The sequence below is a fragment of the Fodinibius sediminis genome (assembly GCF_900182555.1).
GTDB lineage: Bacteria > Bacteroidota > Rhodothermia > Balneolales > Balneolaceae > Fodinibius > Fodinibius sediminis.
Window position 1 is genome coordinate 277,579 of sequence record NZ_FXTH01000005.1, and the last position, 22,035, is coordinate 299,613.

A 22,035-nucleotide genomic window follows, 5' to 3' on the forward strand; every position below is an offset into this window, starting at 1 on the left:
TTTAATTGACCCATTATTAGAAATGACACAATTTGCAGTGATTGGCGCCGGCAAGACCGGTGGAAAGGTTGTTGAAGTACTGGATGGCCAACAGGTTGTTGGGCCGTTTGATGAGTTTAACAAACCAACGGCCGACAAACTCAGGGAGGCGGATGCTGCGATACTTTTTGTGCCCGCTTCCGCGGTTGACGATCTGCTTGAGCCCCTGGTGGAGTCCGGGATTCCAGCTGCTTGGGGGACGACCGGCTACAAATGGCCGGAAGACCTGGATGAGCGGCTCAGGAACAAGGGAATCAAATGGCTGCGTGCCTCCAACTTCAGTCTGGGCATGAACATCGTCCGCCGCTGCCTGAAGGTTATTGGCCAGAGCTCTTCGGTACTCACCGATCCGGAGTTTCATATTCATGAGATTCATCATGTCCATAAAGTGGATGCCCCCAGCGGCACGGCCCTTTCATGGCGGGAATGGCTGGGACAGGATGCAGAGATCACCTCTGAACGGAAAGGGGACATCAAAGGGATTCACCAGCTTGATGTTAAAACAGAGACCGAATCGATTCGGATGGAGCATCAGGCCCATGATCGAAAAATATTTGCCCAGGGGGCGATATGGGCTGCCGAGCAGCTTTTGAAACCGGATATTGAACCCGGCTTTCACGATTTTGCAACTATTTTTGATTATATAATGGAACAGACATGAAGATTACAGACACACAGACCTGGACCGCGGTAGTCACTCCGATGCATGAGAATGGGGAACTCCACCTGGAAGACCTGGCATCGCTGATCCATAAACAGGACGCCGCCGGCAACGGCGTGCTGGTACTGGGCAGTACGGGAGAGGGCCTGGCCCTCGGACTGGAGGATAAGAAGCAGGTTGTCAAAACGGCCTCAAGCCTCAATGTTGATGTGCCGATCATGGTGGGCGTGGGCGGATTTAACCTCCGTGATCAGCTGGAGTGGATCGAATACTGCCACCAGTTTGAAATTGACGCTTTTCTGCTGGTCACCCCGCTTTATTCCAAACCGGGTCCCAAAGGGCAGACGCAGTGGTTTAAATCGCTTTTGGATGCTGCGGACAAGCCATGCATGATCTACAATGTGCCCTCGCGGACAGGGGTGAAGATGAGTGTGGAAATGCTGAAAGAGCTCAAGGACCATCCAAATTTTGAAGTTGTTAAAGAAGCCAGCGGAAGTATTGCTGATTTCCAGAAATACAGTGCCAGTGCTCCTGAACTGGCCTTTTATAGCGGAGATGATGCGCTGACGCCATTTTTTGCGATGGCCGGCTGCAAGGGGTTGGTTTCTGTGGCTTCCAATGTCTGGCCCGAGGCCGTACACCGCTACGTGGAATGGGCCCTTGCCGGGCGCGGCCCTGAATTGCTTCCGCTCTGGCAGGAGTGTTCGGACATACTTTTTGAGGCACCAAACCCCGTACCGGTCAAGGTGCTGCTGGAGGAGAAGGGATGGATCTCATCATCCAGGCTGCGTCCGCCGTTAACCGAAGATGAGGTGAAAGACATAAGTTTGTTGAAAAATGCGGACCAGATGATTCGCAATTGGTACGAGAAAACGAATTAATACGGGCCTTTCCCAAGGCCTGGAAGGAAAGAAAAGAATTAATCTTAACTAATTTTTTGAATACAATGAGCAAGAGCAATTGGGAAACGGTATTGGAACAGCTTGAGAATGGCGAAGCACGTGCTGCTGAACCTAAAGGGGATGGCTGGGAGGCCAACGTGGATGTAAAAGAGGCCATCCTGGATTCTTTTGGAGCAGGTGAAAATACCGAGTATTCCGGTATTTATGACGGTTTCGTGGATAAACACAATCTGCCGCCGCGCCGCTTCAAGGTTGCAGATAATGTTCGTCTGGTACCCGGTGGGTCTTCGGTACGGCGCGGTGCCTATATTGCGCCCGGCGTTATCATCATGCCGCCGGCTTATGTCAATGTAGGTGCATATGTAGATGAAGGTTCAATGATCGACAGCCACGCCCTGGTCGGTTCCTGTGCACAAGTGGGAAAAAATGTGCACCTTTCCGCCGGCGTTCAGCTTGGGGGGGTTCTCGAGCCGGTGGGTTTGAGTCCGGTGGTGATCGAGGATGACTGTTTTATTGGTGCCGGCGCCGTCATCGTTGAAGGCATACTTGTCAAGAAAGGAGCCGTTATCGCACCTGGAGTCACCCTGTCAAAATCGATCCCGGTCTACGATTGTGTAAATGAGAAGATACTGGAAAAAGGCGCAGCCATACCGGAACGAGCCGTCGTGATTCCGGGCACGCGGCCCATGAGCAGCGAGTGGGCGGCCGGACAGGGGCTCAGTATGGCGTGCCCGATGATTGTTAAATACCGGGATGCTCAAAGTGATGCTTCCCTTGAGCTGGAGGATGCTCTGCGCTGATGGCGGCGTGAACCTTCATTATTAATGGCTATAGTCTAATTATATTTGCTAACATAACATGCGCATTCTAAAGTTCGGCGGTACTTCTGTAGGATCAGAAGATGCTATCAGAAAAGTTCTAAAACTTATTTCCCGGAAGAGGGAAGAAGGACGTATCCAGGTTGTCGTTTCTGCTTTTCGTGGCGTAACAAACACCTTGCAGCAGATGGTCGAGGAGGCGTCTGACGGAAATCAGACGTACCGCGATCAACTCAAAGCCATTGAAGACCGGCACATCGAGATTGTTCGCAAACTCATCGGGGTCAAGGAGCAGAGTACCGTTCTGACGGAACTCAAGGTATTGCTGAATGAGCTTGATGATGTGTTACACGGCGTTTCCCTGACGCATGAACTTACCGCACGTACCCGCGACTTTGTGCTGGGATTTGGCGAGCGCCTCTCTGCCTATATCATCAGCAAGGCACTGAAAAGCAGCGGCGTGGAAGCAGAGTATGTCGATGCGCGTGAGATGATTGTCACCAACGACGATTTTGGCAACGCCCGGGTTTTGATTGCGAAGACCTATGAAAATATTCGCAGGCGGCTTGGAAAAAGCGATACTGTGGGAGTGATTACCGGCTTTATATCCTCTACGGAGAACGGGGAGACTACGACGCTCGGGCGGGGAGGATCTGATTATACGGCCTCGCTGGTCGGTGCGGCGCTTAATGCTGAAGCTATAGAGATATGGACGGATGTAGAAGGCATCATGACGGCTGATCCGCGGAAAGTGGGCCGGCATCTGCCCATCGGAAGTCTTTCCTACGAGGAAGCGATGGAGCTCTCCCATTTTGGAGCCGAGGTTATTTATCCTCCGACGATTCACCCTGCTATGGAAATGGCAATCCCTATTTATATTAAGAATACCTTTAAACCCGGCGAAAAAGGAACGGTCATCACGAAAGAGGCACAGATCGTCAAATCAAGTGTCAAGGGAATATCCTCGATCGATAACGTGACCCTCATCACGCTGAAGGGGAGTGGCATGGTCGGCGTAAGCGGATTTGCCGCCCGTATTTTTACGGCACTTGCTGATGCGAAGGTGAATATAATCATGATTACCCAGGCCTCCTCAGAGCATACAGTCTGCTTTGCCGTGCTGCCGGATCAGGCCTCTCGTGCCATGCAGGCACTGGGAACTCATTTCAGGCGCGAGCTTGAGGAAGGAGTGATTGATGAGATCAAGGAGGAGCCGAACTGTTCAATTGTAGCGGCCGTAGGCGAGGGCATGAAACGAACACCCGGCATATCCGGACGTTTTTTCCGCTCACTGGGACGCAACGGCATCAACGTGCGGGCTATCGCTCAAGGTTCTTCTGAACGCAATATTTCGGTGGTCGTGAAGAACAACGACCTGGCCAAGACGCTGAATACCATCCATGATGCCTTTTTCCTGAGTGAGATTAAATCCGTCAACCTCTTTTTGATCGGCATCGGGCTGATCGGAAGCAAGCTGCTGGAACTGTTTCAGAGACAGGCCGATCTCCTTTATGAGAAACACAATATTGAGCTGAAATTATGCGGTATTGCAAACTCAAGAAATTACATGATCAAGGAGGAGGGTATGCCGTTTACCGGCTGGCCCGACCGGCTGGAGTCGGAGGGTACGCCGATGAGTCTCAATGCATTTCTGGAGGAAGCCGACGAGCTCAACCTTCCCAACAGCCTGTTTATCGACTGTACGGCCAGTGAGGAAGTCTCCGACTTCTATCCGGAAGTAATGAAGGCCAATTTCTCCCTGGTGACGGCCAATAAAAAGGCGAATTCAGGTCCGCTTAAAAGATACCAGGAACTGCAGGAGCTGGCCCTTGAATATAATGTGATGTACCTGTACGAAACCAATGTTGGCGCCGGGCTGCCCGTCGTGAAGACCTTGAAGGAGCAGGTCCTGGCCGGCGATGAGATTACCAGGATCGAGGGCGTGCTGTCGGGAACCCTCAGCTATATCTTCAACACCTACAACGGGGAAATCCCTTTCAGTGAAGTGGTCAAGGGGGCCCTGCAGAAAGGGTATACCGAGCCCGATCCCCGCGAGGATCTGAACGGCATGGATGTAGCCCGGAAGCTGCTTATTTTGGCAAGAGAAGCCGGTTTTGAAGTAGAGATGAGTGACCTGGTTATTGAGAACCTTGTGCCGGAACCGGCGCGCGAAGCTGACAGCATCGATAGCTTCTTTGAAAAGCTTGCTGACTTTGATGACGATTTTAAAAAGAAATATGATGAGGCGGCTTCGAAGGGGCATCGGCTGTGTTATATTGCTCGTTATGAGAAGGGGGAAGCCACGGTGGGGCTGGAAGAGATTGATGCGGATCATCCCTTCAGTGGGCTTTCGGGAAGCGATAATATTATTGCCTTCCATACCATGCATTACCGTGATACCCCGCTGGTGGTCAAAGGGCCCGGGGCCGGAGCTGAAGTTACGGCCGGCGGTATCCTGGCTGACATCCTGCGAATAAGCAACGTGCCAGCTTTCAGTAATAAAATAGTGTAAGCCAATGAACCTGAAATTTAAACATAAGGAAGTCCGGGTTTTTGCCCCGGCCAGTGTTGCCAATGTAAGCTGCGGTTTTGACGTCATGGGTTTTGCGATGGGAACCCCCGGCGATGAAATTGTGGTGCGTCGGTCTGATAAAAATACCGTTACTATTAAGTCCATAACGGGCGACGAGGGGGTGTTGCCGCATGATGCCCGAAAGAATACGGCCAGTGTCGCGGTACAGAAATTCCTTGAGCACGTGGGCTTTGAAAGCGGCGTGGAAATCGAGGTGCACAAGCAAATGCCGCTGGGTAGCGGACTGGGATCCAGTGCTGCCAGTTCGGCCGGTGCCGTACTGGCGATCAACCGGCTGCTGGGCGAACCGTTCAGTCGCAAGGAACTGCTGCCTTTTGCGGCTGAAGGAGAACGGGTGGCCTGCGGGACTGCCCACTACGATAACGTAGGTCCGTCGCTGCTGGGAGGCTTTGTCTTTATTCGGAGCACCGAACCCCTTGATATTTTTGGCCTCCCCTTCCCGGAGTCACTGCATGGGGTCGTCGTACATCCCCATATCGAAATTAAGACCGAGGATACTCGCAAGATCCTGCGGAACGATATTCAGCTGGGACAGGCCGTCAAGCAGTGGGGCAACGTCGGTGGACTGGTGGCGGGGTTAATAAACAAGGATATCGATCTCATTTCCCGCTCAATGGAGGATGTGGTCATTGAACCTATCCGATCGGTCCTTATCCCCGGTTACGATTCGGTCAAGGAGTCTGCTCTTGCCGAAGGAGCGATCGGAGCGGGCATTGCCGGCTCTGGGCCGTCCATCTTTGCCCTGACCCCGGGCGAGGAGAGTGCCCGGCGCGTATGCAGGGCCATGAAGTCAAGGCTGGATGATATCGGCTTGCCGTCCGACGAATATATATCCCAGATTAACACAAAAGGAGCACAGGTAATTGATGTCAAAGATTGAGTTTGTAAGCACCCGGGGAAAGGCCCCGTCAGTTCGTTTTTTGGAAGCTATGGAACAAGGTCTGGCCCCGGATGGTGGGCTGTATATGCCGGACCACTGGCCCTCACTGTTAGGGCAGCTGTGGAATGAGATCCGTGGAAAATCGATACAGGATATCGGACTGGTGCTCTCTCAGGCATTCATTCCCGAAGTGCCCGGCGATGAGTTGACCCCCCTCGTTGAGGATGCCTTGTCCTTTGATGCTCCGCTGGTCCATCTGCATGACAACACATATGTGCTTGAGCTTTTTCACGGGCCAACGCTGGCGTTTAAGGACTTTGGCGCCCGCTTTATGGCCCGGATGATGAGTTACCAGGCCCGGCGCAAAGGTCGGAGGATGGTCATTCTTGTGGCTACTTCCGGGGATACCGGCAGCGCAGTGGGGCGGGCTTTTGAAGGGGTTGAGGGCATTGATGTATGCCTGCTTTATCCCAGTGGCCAGGTAAGCAAACTTCAGGAACAGCAGTTGACTACCATTGGGAATAACGTCACGGCACTTGAGGTTGACGGGACCTTTGACGACTGCCAGAAAATGGTTAAGGATGCCTTTTTGGATGCAGAACTTCGCGAAGATCTTAGGCTGAGTTCCGCCAATTCCATTAACATCGCCCGGCTGCTGCCCCAGATGTTCTACTATGGACGGGCATTAGCCCAATATGAGGGCGAGGACCCCGTTCATTTTTGTGTACCCAGCGGTAATTTCGGGAACCTGACAGCGGGGATGATGGCTGCAAGGACGAAGATGCCGGCGCATCAGTTTATTGCAGGAACCAACGTGAATGATGTGGTTCCCAGCTTCCTGACCAGTGGTTCATTTGTCCCGAGGCCTTCCCGGCGGACGATTTCCAGCGCGATGGATGTTGGCAATCCCAGCAACCTGGAACGCATTCGGGCGCTCTACCCGGAGATGACAACATTGAATGAACATCTTTGGGCCGCCTCTTTTGATGATGAGGCAACGAAGAAGACGATCCGGAAGGGATTCCGGGAGTTCGATTATATTTTCGATCCCCATACGGCGGTAGGCTACCTGGCGGCCCGTAAGTACAGGAAGGAGAAGCAGAGCGACCATCCGGTTGTGATTTTGTCGACGGCCCATCCGGCCAAATTCAGGGATATCATCGAACCGGTGATTGAGCATTCGGTAACCATGCCCGATCGACTGGCAGCCTGCCTCGAAAAAGAGAAGCAGAGCATTGAGCTGGAAGCCAGCTTCCAGGCCCTCAAGACATTTCTGAACGGGCAGTATTGAGTTGCACGGCCGGTGTGACTGATAACATGCTTCAGGCTGTGGCACTCTTCATGGCGATGGCCAGCCCTTTGGTAAATGCCTGGATGACCGCTTCCAGGGTGTCGGGAGAAGCGCCCTTGGAAACCCACTGGCGGTTATCGTGAGACAAAGTCAGGGTAACCATGACCAGCGAGTCGGTGTCGGGACTCAGAATATCAACTTCATGGTTCTCCACCTCCAGCGGGAAAACATTATCTGTTTCCAGACGGATGGCCGTAAGGATCGCATCAATCGGCCCCACTCCCTTGGCCTCCGAAATTACCTCGCGTCCTTCCAGGTCCAGTTTTACGGTTGCATGAACAAGCCCGTGCTTGCGCATGATCAGTTTGTAGTCCAGCACTTCCACCGGATATTCGAGGTCGATGTCTTCATCGAAGATCAGCGACTGCAGGGCTTCAATCTCGTTGTTGCTGAGGGTCTTGCCCTTCTTGTTGATCTTGGATACATAGTTGTTGTAAAGCCGTTCGTGCTCCTTGTCCATCTTGAGGTTGGCCATGAAGGTATCCCTCGATTTACCCCATGAATCCTTCTGCATCTCAATAAAGCCGGAGTTCACGTAATTGATGACCTTCTGGAGGTCGGCTGAGAGAACGGGTGAGTTCAGGGAATGCTTGGTAACTACTTTTGTATCCTTGAATCCCGTACCGGTGGCAACGAGCAGGCATTTTTTTTGCCGGAATAGATCCTGCTTTTTTTTGAAGGCAGCCAGCGGAAGCGCCCCCGCCGGCTCTACAAAATGGCCCTCTACAACCGCAAACTCCTTGAGGGCATCCAGGATTTCGTTTTCCGTCACCGTCATTGCCAGGCCGTCTGTTTGGTCGATACCCTCAAACACTTTATCGAAATCCACGGGGTCGGGTACGGCCACAGAACTGGCCATGGTCTGGACCTGTTCTTTGATAATTTTCTTTTTCTTAAAAATACCTTCAACCACGGGCGAGCTCTGGTCGGGCTGAATAGCCACGAATCTGGGAATTTGATCTACCAGTCCACCCTCCTTCATCTCCTTGTATGCCTTGAAAATAGCACTGAAGTTGGTGCCGCAGCCAATGGGGACAAAGATAAAATCAATTTCGCTGCCGCCCTGTTCAAAAAGCTCATAGGAAAACGATTTTTGTCCCTCCTCGCGGAACACAAAGTCACCGGCCAGGTAATAGTTGCCCGACTTGGCAAACTCGCGGCAGAGCTGTTCACAGGTGCTGAAAGATCCCTTGATGCGGATGATGTTGGCGTCAAAGATCGTGGCCTGTGCCAGCTTTGCTTCGGTGGTCTTTTCCGGTACAAAGACGAAGCAGGGTATTTCAAAATAACAGGCGTAAGCGGCTACTGATGCCGCCATGTTGCCGGTCGAGGCCAGGCAGATCGCATCGGCGTTGAGCTCCAGGGCCTTCTGCACTTCGATATAGCTTCCGCGGTCTTTGAAGCAGCCGGTGGGATGCTGAAACTCCAGCTTCGCCCAGAGATCAGCACCGTAGGTCTCCGACAGGCGATCCAGCTTTTTCAGGGCCGTGGGATGTGTTTTCAGGGGATCCGGCACAATCGATTTCAACGGGTATTTGAGATCATCCGAAGGCTGGTCGTAATGAACCCGCAGCACACTGCCGCACCGGGTGCAGTAGGTGGTCGTTTCCCTTTCGGAATTCAGGTGACCGTTGGCAACGCATGTGAGGGTATAGCCGGTAGTGGCTGTAGGCATGGGTAATGTGCTTCGTTTAGTGGCTTGTAATATCTAATGCTAACGAAAAGATCCGTTAATCTGAACTGCAGCGGTATTAATTTTTCAGGGGCAGGAGCGATATTTCATCGAAGTCCAAATCCAGCTCATCCAGCACGGGTTCGGCAACGTCTGAAATTTCTTCGGATGTCAGCATGTCGAGGCCTGCTATTTCAATATAAAGCGCGTTTTGGTGACCGACAATATTGTAACGGGCCTTGTCCGCATTAAAGCACTTTCGCAGCGTGTCCACCAGCAGTTTGATGTCCTGCTCATAGGCTTCATAATCGGATTCGTTGAATTCGTCCATAAAAAAGTTGTGTGTTCGATGGTTCGTGTTATTTTTCAGCTGAACAATACGTAATCCTGAATAGCCAATCAATTGATGAATTCTCTTACAAGCACCCTGGCCAGCCTCAGTTCCAAGAACGAAAAGCTGGTGCTGGGCCTGATGTCCGGTACCTCCATGGATGGCCTTGACCTGGCGCTGTGCCGTATTACGGGGCACGGAGCCAATACCGAGGTGGATTTGCTGGCATTTAGTACCCGGCCTTATACACCTGAGATGAAAGAGCAGCTGCAAGACATTGTCTCTGTATCCCAGTGCAGCCTCGAGGATGTCTGCCTGATGAACAGTGTTATTGGCAATTTTACAGGCCGGGTAATTTTGGAGGCCCTGGAGAAATGGGAATGGGAGCCCGCGGATGTTGACTGTGTTGCCAGTCACGGGCAGACGATCTATCACGCCCCTGTCAACAAGCATGAGCGTCCCGGCTTTCCCCACGCCACGCTTCAAATAGGCGATGGTGATCACATTGCACAGGTCACCGGTATCCCCACGATCAGTGATTTCCGCCAGAAACATACGGCCGCCGGGGGGGAGGGAGCGCCAATGGTGGCCCCGGTTGACCGGGTGCTTTTTACCGATGCTGCGGTGGATCGGCTGCTGCTTAATATCGGGGGGATTGCCAACTTTACGTATCTTCCGGCGGTTTCTTCATCTTCGGTGGAAGTGAGTGGAGATACCGGTCCCGGCAACACGCTGATGGACAAGGCAGCCCGGCGCTGTCTCAGCCGCCCGTTTGACCAGGGAGGTGCTGTGGCCCGGGAGGGAACCGTGAACGAGCCATTGTTGAGTGCGTTGAAAGCCGATCCTTATTTTGATCTGGAACTGCCGAAGACGACGGGGCCTGAGCGATTCAACTGGGAATATGTTTCCCAAGCCCAGCGGCAGTCGGGTACGGCAGACCTGAAGCCTGAAGATCTGCTGGCAACACTGACGCTGCTTACCGCCGATACCATTGCTGAGGCTGTGGCAGCTATTCCCCGCTCGGGACCCCTGCAGGTACTGGTCAGTGGTGGAGGCATCCACAACCATTTCTTGATGGATAATCTGGAGGAGAAACTCCCGGAAACTACCTTTTCCTCCTTCAGTGAACAGTATTTTAATGCCGATGCCAAGGAGGCGGTCTGTTTTGCCGTGCTGGCCAACGAAACCCTGTCGGGTAAGGGGTTCCACATCGATCCCCAGCAGCCCGAAAGGAAGCTGCATTTTGGTAAAATTTCTGTTCCCGACTGTGAAACTGGTAAAGAAAACTGACTTATTGTTGTAGACGAAGCAGAAGAAATTTTCCCATCTTTGGAAGCTGAAATATTTTTGAATTAGATGCAGAACGGATAAGTTCAGTTATTGTGCAATGAAGATTACTCAACCAGCTAAAAAGGTATGCCACGTAAGAAACAGTACGATCCTGAAGAAGTCCTGCAGAAAGCTATGCATGTATTCTGGAAAAACGGGTATCGCTCTACTTCACTTCGACTGCTGGAAAAAGAGCTCGGCATCAACCAGTTCTCGATCTATTCAAGTTTTGAAAATAAGCATACGCTGTTTGTTAAGGCATTAAAAAGATATCGGAAATATATGCGTGAAGGTATCCTGCAGGTTCTTATCCGATCCGATGGGGACCTGGAGGATATTCGCCGTTTTTTTAAGACTTTTGTAGATACCATACAAAGTGCAAAGTCACCCAGCGGATGCTTGATAGCCAATACGGCTGCAGAAATAGGCTCTTCAGATCATGAGATACATAAAGTGCTCAAGGAGTATTTTGATATGATGGAAAAGATATTTCTTGAGTTGTTGAAAAAGAGCCATCAGCGGGGCCTGCTGGCTGATGATATCAATTTGCGTAGAAAGGCGCAGTACCTTGTCACTTGTACGGAAGGATTGTCTCTCTCATCGAAGGTTATGGAACGGTCGTATCATAACGCTTTCATATCTGCTGTTATGGATTCACTGGAAAAATAGGTTTTTAATCTAAACGAACGCTTTGATAATCTTCAGTGTTGTATGATCTTATTTCTAAGCGAATGTTTAGATATTAATTAAAACCTAACCCGTATTAATATGAGTACCCAACAATCAGCATCACTGGAACCAGCAACACTGGAAAGTGCACCTGCTAAATCACAGGAATTACTACAGGAGGCAAAGGATAACCTGGGCTTTGTCCCCAATATGTATAAATACATGGCCCAAAATCCCTCTCTGTTGAATTCCTATTATCGTTCTTACAATGCCTTCCGTGAACAGGCCGGCTTTTCTCCGGTCGAGCAGGAAGTTATTCTGCTTTCGATCAGCTTTGAGAATCGTTGTCACTACTGTATGGCAGCGCACAGCTTCCTGGCAGAGAATGCTTCCAATGTACCTGAAGAAGTGACGGAAGCCATTCGCGAGGGCAAGGAGGTCCCCGATGCCCGGCTGGCGGCATTGAGTTTACTGGCCCGAAGTATGGTGGTCAATCGGGGTCGTCCGGCGAAAGAAGAATTGGATGCCTTTTTTAATGCGGGTTACGAGGAACAGCACCTTCTGGGCATTATTACGGCAGTGGGCGTTAAGACATTTTCTAATTATATGAATCACATTGTTCAGACACCTGTGGATAAGGTTTTTTCTGATCATTCCTGGAGCGATTAGATAAGGTCTTCGTCCCCGTTGTGATGGAGGCATTATAGCGGTCGAACAGAAACAAAGCATCAATTTTCGGTGAAAAAAGAACAGGGGAGGTTTGCGGGCCTTTCTTGTTCATGGTATGGGCGAAAAGCCCTGTTGATGGCAGGTTTCACTTATGTTGCAAAGAGCGCAATGGAGTGCAGCAGTTACGCATGCGGTACGCTGCCCCGCACTTTATTTGAAGGAGGAAGCAATTATGCTCAAATAGTTCGTGCTGGAACAGGAACTTGCCAATTATTTCCCGGTGACTTCCAACAACATGGGCGTCCTCAGTGATATGGAAGCCTCATATTGCTGGCGATTAAGGGGGGGGCATCCCCGCTCGATCTTGTCCATCGTTTGTTTGAAGGCCGGGAAGTCCGTTTCAGCGGCTTCTCTGGAGGTGTCTGCAATGAAGTCATTCCAATTGCTGCTTTTTCCTGGTCAGGTACTGAAGCGAAATAAGTGTTCTTGTCAACCCGTATTTTCACGGGAAACCGTTTAACGACCAGTTCCTGGAATTCACATGGGACATACTTGCAGGAGTTTTCGGTGTGAATCGATACTTTCTCCTGAAGCTGTTAGATTCATTTCATTGTATGAATTCTATTTTCCATGAAAATATTATTGATAGGCAGTGATCGATGTGATTTGCAGAGGTCAAGTGACAGGTTCTTTTTCGGCCCGAAACGAATCGATGTCGTCAAGAATTTTTTAATAGGCCACGTTGCACGACATCTACAATAGAACAGACCAATCCGGTTTTTGAAATGCGTATGTATAAGGGGTTGCCTCAGATGCTCTGTATGAATTTTTTGTAATAGCTCTTCAAACCTCTCATAAAAGGGCCAGGATAAGGCCTGAATCAAATCACCCCGGATGTCGCATAATCTTTTTCTTGGAGATCACCTGAGGCAGGACGAAGATGAAGGGTAGTCCGTCTATTTATCGATGATCTGTTTACAAATTGTGAGGGGGTAGATACAGGAACTGGGAAAGAAATCAGCAATAGCAAACCAATAGCCATTGTAGGAAGTGACCGCATTGAGCCTTGTTCCGGCTCTGGGCCCGTCCACTGCTTCACCGAAGATGGTCCATTTATTTCCTTCCTGATCGCTCATGATTACAGGCAGGTTATCCTGGACAGCTTCAAAATCAAAAATGGTACCATTGGGCAGGGTGCGTGAGAAGCTTACGACGAAGCTGTATTTGGCACTTCCTGCTGTTACGAAGGAATTATTTTCAGTATCCACATTATTGACTTGGATACTATCACCCATGGAATTAACAGGAAATACCTGGATATTGGAATTTACATTTGTTCCCTGAGAAAGGAAGACGGCATGTACAATGGTTTTGTTGGGTAATCGCTTATCCTGGTTTTTTATTGGAAATAAGATATCGCTGTGATCCGTCAGGTAATCCTCTCCATAGGCATAGCCCCGGTAAAAACGACTATATCCGGTCTGGGTAGTCAGAACGCGGGAGTCCGGATACATCATTTTCAAGGTCTTCCAGGTTGTCTGTACTACTTGATAGGTATGCAAGTGTTTTCCTTTGAGCGCTCCCTGAATACCTCGCATTTGCATTTGTGACCAATTTGTATTGGTAGAACGGTCGTATGGAATCAGGTTATTTCTGTATAATAAACCTGATACGCCAAATTCAACCACCTCGCCGTTTACCGTTCGGTCCCATGCAATGCCGGTCCCGGTAAGCGGGCAGTACGTCAGTGAAAAATACGTTTCACCACTGCGATCATTAATAACTTCATGCCAGTCCAGGATCTGATGCGGATAGACTTTGATCTCATTGTCTATTTTTATGCCAATGACCAGTCGATCGTCCTGCACGTAGGTGACCTGATTGGCCGGGGCAAAAATGGGTTGGTCGATGGAGGGGATCCCATCTCTGCCAGGGCCTCCGTCAACTATTTCATCTTCCGAAACCAGCCAGTCGTTGCTGGTAGTTTCAGAAAAATTGCTTGAGGTGGTTTGACTACAGCTTGCTAAAAATACAACCAGCAGAGGAAAAAAAAGAAATTTTTGGAGTGGCATATGTTTTACCCCACATACGGGAATGGTAAATGATCATTTTTTCATGTAGTACAGAGATGCTTTAAAACAACAGGATCTTACTTTTTAGTAAGAAGTGGTCCTCTAAAGCCATCACATATAAGTAAACAGGTATATAACTGTTGGTTTGCAAAGGAGTAGTTTCTTTTGAAAGTAACGTTCTGGCATGATGATGCAGGTAATAAAAAGTCGAACCGGAAGGGACCGTCTCCGTAGGAGGCGGGTATTTCTTATCATTTTGCTGTCTGTATTTTTGGTTTCATCCTTTGCTACAGCCCAAACATGCAGTTGTGCTGGAGCGCCCCTTATCAGTTCGCAGTCATACATGGCGGTATCAAAAGGGAATTTGCTGGTGGGGTTGACCTGGGAGCACAATAATATTTCAGATTTATATAATGGAACTCAGGAACTAACCAACCGGAGCCAACAGCGAATCACGAACACCGCGCTGCTGGAGGTTAATTATGGGCTGAGTAATCATTTTTTCGTGACGGGCACGCTTACATTTATCAACAAGCAAAGAACGACTGGACTTCAGAATTCCAGCGGAGAAGAGACGACTTCAACACAGGGGATTGGCGATGGTCTGTTGATGTTGAAATATAATCTGCTTAATCAAAGTCTCTGGAATCCATACCAGCTAAGCGTGGGGGCAGGGGCTAAAATACCAATTGCAAAAACCTCATTGCAGTCGAATGGCTTATCGCTGAATGCCGATATGCAACCCGGCACCGGGGCCTGGGATGGCGTAGGCTGGTTTTTGTTCTCAAGGACTTTCAGATCTGCCAATATAAATCTACATATGAATGGTAGTTACCGATCAACCGGCACGAACACGCGATTCAATGCCTCTGACCGGTACAAATTTGGGAATGAATTTGTATCTGTTCTAGGGGTATCCGGACCGATGGCTGATAGGTTTTCCTACAGTATCATTGTTAAATATCGAACGACCAGCTCTGACAAACGCAATGGAAATGTGTTACCCAATACAGGAGGAGAGTGGCTGAATTTCAGGCCGGGAGTTGGGTACCCTTTGTCGGACCGGTTAAGCATTCAGCTTAATGGAGAAATTCCGCTCTATCAGAATTTGAAAGGAACGCAGCCAACAACTTCATACATCCTGTCAGGATCTCTGTTCTTTTATTTCAATAAATCGGAAACGGGATTTAACTATGGGCACCCCGGTTCCAGATAAATGATAATGAAGTTCTTGTTTCATAGGCTGGGTTAGTGTACACCGCCTCAACTTCTAAATTTGGTTAACTGAAAATGATGATTAATAGAAGACCTGAGAAACAATATCATCATCGATTATTGTTGGAACTTCTCTGTATCATTGCTTGTGTTGGATACCTTTTGTCTACCCCCATGTCGGCTTCTGGTCAAGGGCGAATAGATGACGAAAATTTGAAATGGTATAGTTTCAGTGAGGCCGCCCGACTCGCAACGGTGAACCATAAAAAGATACTTCTTTTCATGGAGGCAGACTGGTGTTCGGTATGCAAGAGAATGAAAAGGGAGGTCTTTGCGGCCAGAACTATCCAAACGTTTTTAGAGAAGCATTTCTACTATGTACGGATTAATATCGATTCTGGTAAAAAAATGGTTTTCCAGGGTAGGGCAGTGACGCAAAGATCGTTTAGCAAAAAAATGAAAATGCAGGCAACACCAACAGTTATTTTTTTGGATCAAAATAAGTCAATTATTGGCAGTAAAGCCGGATTTATGAATAGGAGTGTGTTTTTGAAGTTGTTGCGCTATATTCAAACAGAAGCTTATTTGAATCTTTCCTATGAAGAATATTAGCAGATCCAATCCGGTTTCGAGAGTTCTCTGTGGATTGAAAGAAGCAGTTCGACTGATGGAGTAGGAGGGATCAATCGTGAACCCGTGATAATGATGTTATGCTTCATGTCTGTGACCAGGCCAGGGCAATCTCTACATAAGCTGCTACATCGAGAAGATGCATAAGCCGTAGCCCCATCTTTTTAGCACTGCTGGTGGGTTCCTCAGGGACCGGGCTGTGGCCGGGTTATCCCGCAATTTATCTGTAGATTCTATTTACAGCTTTCCCTATTGATGAATGGTAATATCTCCTCTTGTAATTTCCATAGTTGGATTGGCATCATCGGCATTCCCCTGGTTGGTGTCATAAATTATCCCCGTTTCATCCCAGATCTTTATTCGTATTTTGTCGCTCTCATTCCCTTCGTTCAAAGAGCCATCCACAGCGCTGATCAGGAAGGAACAGATGCCGGCATTCCCATTAACAGTACCGGATCCCTTCAGGAGTGCTTTAGCCCCGTCTACCACCAGCCAGTCATGGGAGGAGCTGTGGAATTTGAAATCTCCTGTTTCAAATACAAACCGGATGGTTCCGTTTGGTGTTTGGAAGCGCGGCTGATATTTGGATACGATCTCGAATTTCATGCCCCCTGACAGGCCGGGGGCACCCGGATAGGCACCGGCGGGGGAATCGATCCAGCCACTACCGGTGAGGAAGCTGGTGATCGATAGTGGTCTTTCTATAAGTTTATACAGGTAGATATCCCAGTTGCCATTGCGAAAATCTTCCCATACAATGTTGTTACCGGAGATGACTGGACTTGCTGGCAAAGCCTGATCCGTGGTGATACGATATTCGGTGTCAGAGATCAGGTTATACAAGTAGACGTGCCAGTTGCCGTCTCGATTATCTATCCAGACAATACGGTTTCCTGAGATGGATGGATTCATTTGCGATGCCGGATCATGGGTGATGCGCGATTCAGTACCGGTAGTCAAATTATACAGGTAGATGTCCCAGTTGCCATTACGATTATCCATCCACACAATATGTTCTCCGGAGATGGAAGGATGATATTGTTCCGCGGGGTCAGAGGTTACAGGCAACTCGGTTGCAGCATCCAGGTCGTACATATAGATATCGGGGGCACCATTTCGATCATCTATCCAGGCAATGCGTCCTCCGGAGATAGAGGGAAAGTATCTGCCTGCACGACTGGTGGCAATGAGTGATTCGGTGGCTGTGGTCAGGTTATGCCGATAGATGTCCACCTTGCCGCTGCGATCATCTTCCCATACGATTTGATTGCCCGATATAGCGGGGACAAACTGACCCGCCGGATCAGTGGTAATCTGAAATTCGGTACCGTTGGCCAAATTATACAGGTAGATATCTGCATTAAACGTAGATTCACCGTTTTCGTGGTTGCGTTCATCGACCCAAACAACACGACCGTTGGAGATGGCCGGCTTACCCTGTTGTGCCGGATTGGTGGTGATACGCGATTCGGTGGCCGTGGACAGGTCATAAAGATAGATGTCTCCGTCACCGCTTCGGCTATCCTCCCACACGAGGTAATCGCCCGATATGGCCGGGGCAACTTGATGCCGTAGATCAGTAGTGATCTGTATTTCCGTTCCCAATATGCTCATTGTTCGGGCGAAAGATCTTTGCACTGAGACTGAATCGAGGCTGTCAGCATCCATGGTAGCTGAGAGAATAGCATTGGATTTGTCACAGCTGGTAGCGCTGCTCAGCACAAGCAGCAGTAATATAACGCCCGTTAGGGCTTCGGCAGTTTTGGATAAGATTGGTCGTATGATCATTGGAATCCCTTGATATGGTAAAAGAGCTCTCTAAAACCGGAGTGCAGTTGTATATTTGTTCACTTAACCCGGGTATAAACAGATGGTTATGGATTAGAAATTATGTTAGACAATTGAAAAGAAATACAAAATGGGAGTATTGACAAGATGCCTGTAAGGATTTACCCGTCTTGATGTAGTGCTTGACAAACAGTCCTGAAATAAAAATTTCCATCATGGGTTATTGGTTCATGCCGTCGTTGTAAGGTGGAAAGAAAACAGTATTGATGCGGGAAGGGATACGACTGGTAGGGAATGGCAGAAAGTTGTTTTCTTTTCCTGGTCCGGTATCTGCGGGTGGATAAGCTTCAGCATTTGTCCGTAAGGAGTAAAATAAGCTGTTACTGTGTTGCTCCCATTTATTAGGCGTGTTCAAATTGAAGTGCGATATATGGTGAACCACTGATTGACGTCCGGTTCTTTAAAAAGGGATCAAGGGGTGATACGGATGATCATTATGCCACTTTGGGAAGTAAGGGTACTGCTGATGATCGGCGGGTTTGAGGGCCGCAAGAAGAAGCACTCGTAAATGAGAAGATGGCAAAGCGAAGCAAGGCAGGTATAGCCTGAAGGGAAGGGTGAGATATTAATATAGAAAATGCGGATCAGCAGCTGCCGGTGACAGTCTTGAAATAGAATGTATGGAGAAATAGTATTTTGAAGCTGCTTCATATTTACTGGTTCGAAAGAGAGCGTGCATTTGGTTGTGATCTATACGCCAGGTACTGATTTTAGGGGATAAGTTCCAGAGGATATGTTGTTGGTAAGCCTTTTGTAAATGAATGACAGGTACTGCCTCAAGGATGTGGCAATGATCTGGAGACGATGGCTCATGTGCTGATGAGATAGTCGTTATGACAAGGGGCAGAGAAAGAAAAGATCGTGGAAGGAAGGTATAACAAAAGCCCTGCCGCGGCAGAGCTTTCTTTGAATAACTGTTATCAATATACGATGATGGGCCTATACAGAACAAGTTTTTCTATGATAGCCTAATTAATATATGACTAATATATAATTAATAAATAGGTGATATAACTTTAATCATTAGCTAATAATAGACGCTTTGCATATGGAAGAACCCATTTTTTGCCCGTTTTCCTCTCATTTAGAGCGCAAACCGGAGGTGGATGGTTATTCCTGATAACAAGTCCCCGCTTGTTATGTCCTATTGATACTACGGAGAAAGTTGATGATGATATCAAGTCTACCAGCCAACTTGTTGACAGTAATGCGGGTAATGTTGGTTCAAGTTTGAATAAAGAGGAGAGGGAAAAGCGATTGGTTGGGGAAGACCAGTAGCGTGTTCAACCCAGCGCATCCCGTAGACTGGTGCAATAACACCATAGGTTATACTGCCTGAGACCTGTATTGTTGTTTTGCGTAGTAATTATCTATTTGCTTGAAGGCGGCTTCCAGTGCACCCTCTCTAAATGGTCCGGTGGCAAATATTTCCTTTTCCCCATTAGCAAACGTAACAAATGTTATTCCGGCCATTCTAAACCGTTGCTCTTTGACCTTATAGAATCCCCTGTAACTGCCTTTTACGTAATACTCTCTTAGGCGCAGATGAATGTCTGACATGTGCGATAGTAATTTACTGATGAGCTTATAATTTACGAAAGTGTAAAGCTTACACTTTTAAACAGATGTAGTAAAAAAGATGATTTCTATGTGGTGTATTATACTACACTAAATCAGGAAAAAAACAGATTGGCTGGCTATATTTTTTCCCTTGATGATAGTAGGTTTTGCATGGTGATAAGGTGCAGGGCTGTTTGGGGAGCTCTCCAAGCACAGTATTCGGTTTTGAGAGAGGAAGATCAGGGGGGAGTGGTTCCGTCTCTAATACCATTCTGATACCAAAAAATTTTATGCTTTTAAAAAGGCAAAACATATTCAGAATATAAAAAGCCTCACAAGTCTATAATATAATGACTCGCAAGGCGTTAGGAGTACCCGAGGCCGGACTCGAATATCGGTTACTGTTCCAACAGCTTTACTGATATTATGCCTTAATTAGCTTAAAAAGACGTTTTTGGTCATTAAGTCAGTGAGTTTATTGGACTAATAACAAAATTTGTTTTACCATTGTTGTCCCAGATAACTAAATGGTAAAACATGGCTACGACAATAAACTTCTATTTAAGAACCGAAAGAACGAATGCACGTGGTGAATCTCCTATATATATCCGCGTAACACACAATCGAAAGTCCAGCATTTATAGTATCGGCATTGCCGTCCAAGCTAAGGACTGGAATGAAGACAAGCAACGGGTAAGAAGAAGTCATGATTCATATAAAAAAATGAATCATGAAATTGACCGAATGTTTACTAAAGCTCAAAACAAGATGCTGGAATTACGGGCTGAAGATAATGTAAGTGCAAAGTATATCATTAACGTCCTCAAAGGTTATGAAGCAAAAAATTTCTTCACTTATGGAGAAGAATATATCGACCGGTTAGAAGAAAGTGGTTCTGTTAGGCTTTCCAAACAGACTAACGTGATTGTTAATAAGATTGAAAAGTTCTACGGTGATAAGTCTCTTTTACTTAATGAGGTTGACAATAAATTCCTTAGCGGTCTTCAATCCTATATGAAGAAAGAATGTAAAAATGCACCTAATACCATTCGAAAAGATCTTGAGCGACTAAATCGGTTATTTGAGGAAGCAAAGAAAGATAACCTTATCAAGTCTAATCCCATCGATGATTTTGAACTTCCTAAAAGACAGAAGTCAAATAAAACGGCATTAACTCTCAAACAGATTAAGGATATAGAAAAACTCGACCTCAAAAAAAGTTCCCGCCTCTGGCATACTCGTAATTACTTTCTATTTAGCTTTTATAATGCAGGTATTAGAGTTGGAGATTTAATGAAACTGAAAAGAGAGAATATTTTTATATCAGATGAAGAAATTCGCTTAAGATATCTGATGAATAAGACGAGAACAAACACTAAGCCTAAATGGAAAAATATTAAACAACTTCCCCAGGCAATTGAAATACTGGAACGCTATAATTTTCAGGATAAAGATCCTGAAGAATATTTATTCCCAATATTAGACACTTCTAAAAATTTGCAAGATCCATCAGTATTTGATCGAGATAAGCAAAGCAAGACTGCGATGATGAATCGAGATTTAGATGACATTGCCGGATTAGCAGATATTGAAGAAAATGTAACTACTCACATTGCCCGACATTCATTTGCCAATTTTGCTCGAAAGAAGGGGATGAGTCTTTACAGTATTTCTAAAGCCTTAGCTCACAGTAATCTTAAAACTACCGAACAGTATCTAAATTCTTTTGATGAAGAAATGCTTGATAACGAAATGGAAGAATTATTTAATTAATGGATAATGAGTATTAAAAAATTATTTAGAGCCTTTAAACTTTGGCACTATAAGAAAGCAAATGGCGTGGGAAGCTATCTGCACGATCAATATTTAACAGTTCTTCATTTCATTTATGAAACTGAACGTGTTAAGCTGATTAAAGCAAAAAAAGAGAATCTAAAAAGTGAAGACTACAATATAAGTTTACCGGAATTACTTTTTAGATCTACTATACTATTTCTTTTAGTTTGGATAGGAGCTCAACATGAAGACATTTATCAATATTTAAAATGGGTTATCTATCCCATTCTGGGTGGACTACTATCCATACCTCTCTATTTTTTATTCGAATACATATTTGATAACAAAAAACCTATAACAGATAATCAGCTTATCTTCCAAAGAATAGTTTTCATTAAACTGTTTATAACAGGTTCATTCTATAGCCCACCCAATAAGGAAAACAAAGAACCGCTATATATAAAGTTTTCACTATATATAGCAATGGTATTTGTAACCATTACAATGCTATTTTTATCCCTTCTTACCAATAAAGACTTAAAGGTGTTGTTATATAAGTTTGCAACTTTGGGTCTTCAAAATAATGACAATCAAGTTTTATTTGAATTCACAAATAGTAAGAAGTATGACTTGGAAAAAATCGAAACCCGATTAAAGAAGTTTGCTTTAAATGAGTTGGGATATACAAAAAAGGGCAAAACCAAAAAAAAGCCTTATTTAAAGAAAGAGGACTACCCAAAAGCTAAAGCCATAGCTGAAAATATTGCGGTTAATCCAGAGGTTCGCACATATACTGAATTTTGGGTAAGATTAAAAGAGGCTATAAATAAATCCAAAGAAATAAATAATAAAACAATAGGTTCGGAAGACACTTTAAGACAATATGATCCCTTTAATAATTATATTAAGGATGTACTTAATAAAGTAAAGCCTAAAAAAGATTGAATTTATGGATTTATTGTAAATCCTGTCCTATCCCATCCAATAGGCTGAATTTGGTTACGAACTTCAATCCCAAAA

The 22,035-nt window shown here is 46.9% G+C and carries 18 protein-coding genes; 13 read left to right on the forward strand and 5 right to left on the reverse strand.

Going from position 1 to position 22,035, the window contains the following annotated elements:
• Positions 1-22: 22 nt before the first annotated feature.
• Genes FN808_RS07665 through thrC form a run of 6 tightly spaced genes read left to right on the forward strand, consistent with a single transcriptional unit; the run spans position 23 to position 7,184 of the window.
• The gene (locus FN808_RS07665) at positions 23-700 is read left to right on the forward strand and encodes a dihydrodipicolinate reductase C-terminal domain-containing protein (RefSeq protein WP_142713968.1); all 678 of its coding nucleotides are present in this window, start codon (positions 23-25) and stop codon (positions 698-700) included.
• Positions 697-1,581, forward strand: a complete 885-nt coding sequence (dapA, locus tag FN808_RS07670; RefSeq protein ID WP_142713969.1) for a 4-hydroxy-tetrahydrodipicolinate synthase — start codon at positions 697-699, stop codon at positions 1,579-1,581. Before FN808_RS07665 ends, dapA begins: the two co-directional genes overlap by 4 nt.
• On the forward strand, positions 1,560-2,402 hold the full coding sequence (locus tag FN808_RS07675) for a 2,3,4,5-tetrahydropyridine-2,6-dicarboxylate N-succinyltransferase (RefSeq protein WP_281280765.1): 843 nt from the start codon (positions 1,560-1,562) through the stop codon (positions 2,400-2,402). The genes dapA and FN808_RS07675 overlap by 22 nt, the downstream gene beginning before the upstream one ends.
• A gap of 58 nt (positions 2,403-2,460) precedes the next feature.
• Positions 2,461-4,932 carry a bifunctional aspartate kinase/homoserine dehydrogenase I gene (thrA, locus tag FN808_RS07680; RefSeq protein WP_142713970.1) on the forward strand — a complete coding sequence of 824 codons (2,472 nt, stop codon included), beginning with the start codon at positions 2,461-2,463 and terminating at the stop codon, positions 4,930-4,932.
• Between the two features lie 4 nt (positions 4,933-4,936).
• Positions 4,937-5,893 (forward strand): homoserine kinase, encoded by a 957-nt coding sequence (locus FN808_RS07685; RefSeq protein WP_142713971.1) that lies wholly within the window; start codon positions 4,937-4,939, stop codon positions 5,891-5,893.
• The gene (thrC, locus tag FN808_RS07690; protein ID WP_142713972.1) at positions 5,880-7,184 is read left to right on the forward strand and encodes a threonine synthase; all 1,305 of its coding nucleotides are present in this window, start codon (positions 5,880-5,882) and stop codon (positions 7,182-7,184) included. The genes FN808_RS07685 and thrC overlap by 14 nt, the downstream gene beginning before the upstream one ends.
• Positions 7,185-7,215: 31 nt before the next feature.
• Here the strand turns inward: thrC and FN808_RS07695 are convergent, their stop codons facing one another.
• Positions 7,216-8,919, reverse strand: a complete 1,704-nt coding sequence (locus tag FN808_RS07695; RefSeq protein ID WP_142713973.1) for a pyridoxal-phosphate dependent enzyme — start codon at positions 8,917-8,919, stop codon at positions 7,216-7,218.
• 76 nt (positions 8,920-8,995) lie between these two features.
• A complete protein-coding gene (locus tag FN808_RS07700) occupies positions 8,996-9,247 on the reverse strand; it encodes a hypothetical protein (RefSeq protein ID WP_142713974.1) in 252 nt (83 codons plus the stop codon).
• 75 nt (positions 9,248-9,322) lie between these two features.
• Here FN808_RS07700 and FN808_RS07705 point away from each other — a divergent pair, with 75 nt between their 5' ends.
• The 3 genes from FN808_RS07705 to FN808_RS07715 all read left to right on the forward strand — a co-directional run bounded on the left by FN808_RS07705 (position 9,323) and on the right by FN808_RS07715 (position 11,914).
• Positions 9,323-10,537, forward strand: coding sequence for an anhydro-N-acetylmuramic acid kinase (locus tag FN808_RS07705; RefSeq protein ID WP_142713975.1), 1,215 nt, complete (start codon positions 9,323-9,325; stop codon positions 10,535-10,537).
• A gap of 126 nt (positions 10,538-10,663) precedes the next feature.
• Complete coding sequence (locus tag FN808_RS07710; RefSeq protein ID WP_142713976.1) at positions 10,664-11,245, forward strand: TetR/AcrR family transcriptional regulator; 582 nt, start codon at positions 10,664-10,666, stop codon at positions 11,243-11,245.
• A gap of 99 nt (positions 11,246-11,344) precedes the next feature.
• Positions 11,345-11,914, forward strand: a complete 570-nt coding sequence (locus FN808_RS07715; protein WP_142713977.1) for a carboxymuconolactone decarboxylase family protein — start codon at positions 11,345-11,347, stop codon at positions 11,912-11,914.
• Positions 11,915-12,870: 956 nt separating this feature from the next.
• On the opposite strand, the gene FN808_RS07720 is transcribed toward FN808_RS07715, so the two are convergent.
• Positions 12,871-13,986, reverse strand: a complete 1,116-nt coding sequence (locus tag FN808_RS07720; RefSeq protein WP_142713978.1) for a DUF3179 domain-containing protein — start codon at positions 13,984-13,986, stop codon at positions 12,871-12,873.
• A 343-nt stretch (positions 13,987-14,329) separates the two neighbouring features.
• Between FN808_RS07720 and FN808_RS07725 the strand changes: the two genes are divergently transcribed.
• Positions 14,330-15,202 carry a transporter gene (locus FN808_RS07725; RefSeq protein ID WP_142713979.1) on the forward strand — a complete coding sequence of 291 codons (873 nt, stop codon included), beginning with the start codon at positions 14,330-14,332 and terminating at the stop codon, positions 15,200-15,202.
• Positions 15,203-15,276: 74 nt separating this feature from the next.
• Entirely contained in the window at positions 15,277-15,813 is a 537-nt protein-coding gene (locus tag FN808_RS07730) for a thioredoxin family protein (RefSeq protein ID WP_142713980.1), read from the forward strand.
• A gap of 267 nt (positions 15,814-16,080) precedes the next feature.
• Here FN808_RS07730 and FN808_RS07735 read toward each other — a convergent pair whose 3' ends face one another.
• Together FN808_RS07735 and FN808_RS07740 are read right to left on the reverse strand one after the other, a co-directional pair.
• The gene (locus FN808_RS07735; RefSeq protein ID WP_142713981.1) at positions 16,081-17,619 is read right to left on the reverse strand and encodes a TolB family protein; all 1,539 of its coding nucleotides are present in this window, start codon (positions 17,617-17,619) and stop codon (positions 16,081-16,083) included.
• A gap of 1,386 nt (positions 17,620-19,005) precedes the next feature.
• Positions 19,006-19,239, reverse strand: a complete 234-nt coding sequence (locus FN808_RS07740; protein ID WP_142713982.1) for a hypothetical protein — start codon at positions 19,237-19,239, stop codon at positions 19,006-19,008.
• A 537-nt stretch (positions 19,240-19,776) separates the two neighbouring features.
• Between FN808_RS07740 and FN808_RS07745 the strand changes: the two genes are divergently transcribed.
• Positions 19,777-21,012 carry a site-specific integrase gene (locus tag FN808_RS07745; RefSeq protein ID WP_142713983.1) on the forward strand — a complete coding sequence of 412 codons (1,236 nt, stop codon included), beginning with the start codon at positions 19,777-19,779 and terminating at the stop codon, positions 21,010-21,012.
• Between the two features lie 6 nt (positions 21,013-21,018).
• The gene (locus tag FN808_RS07750) at positions 21,019-21,960 is read left to right on the forward strand and encodes a hypothetical protein (protein WP_142713984.1); all 942 of its coding nucleotides are present in this window, start codon (positions 21,019-21,021) and stop codon (positions 21,958-21,960) included.
• Positions 21,961-22,035: the final 75 nt, after the last annotated feature.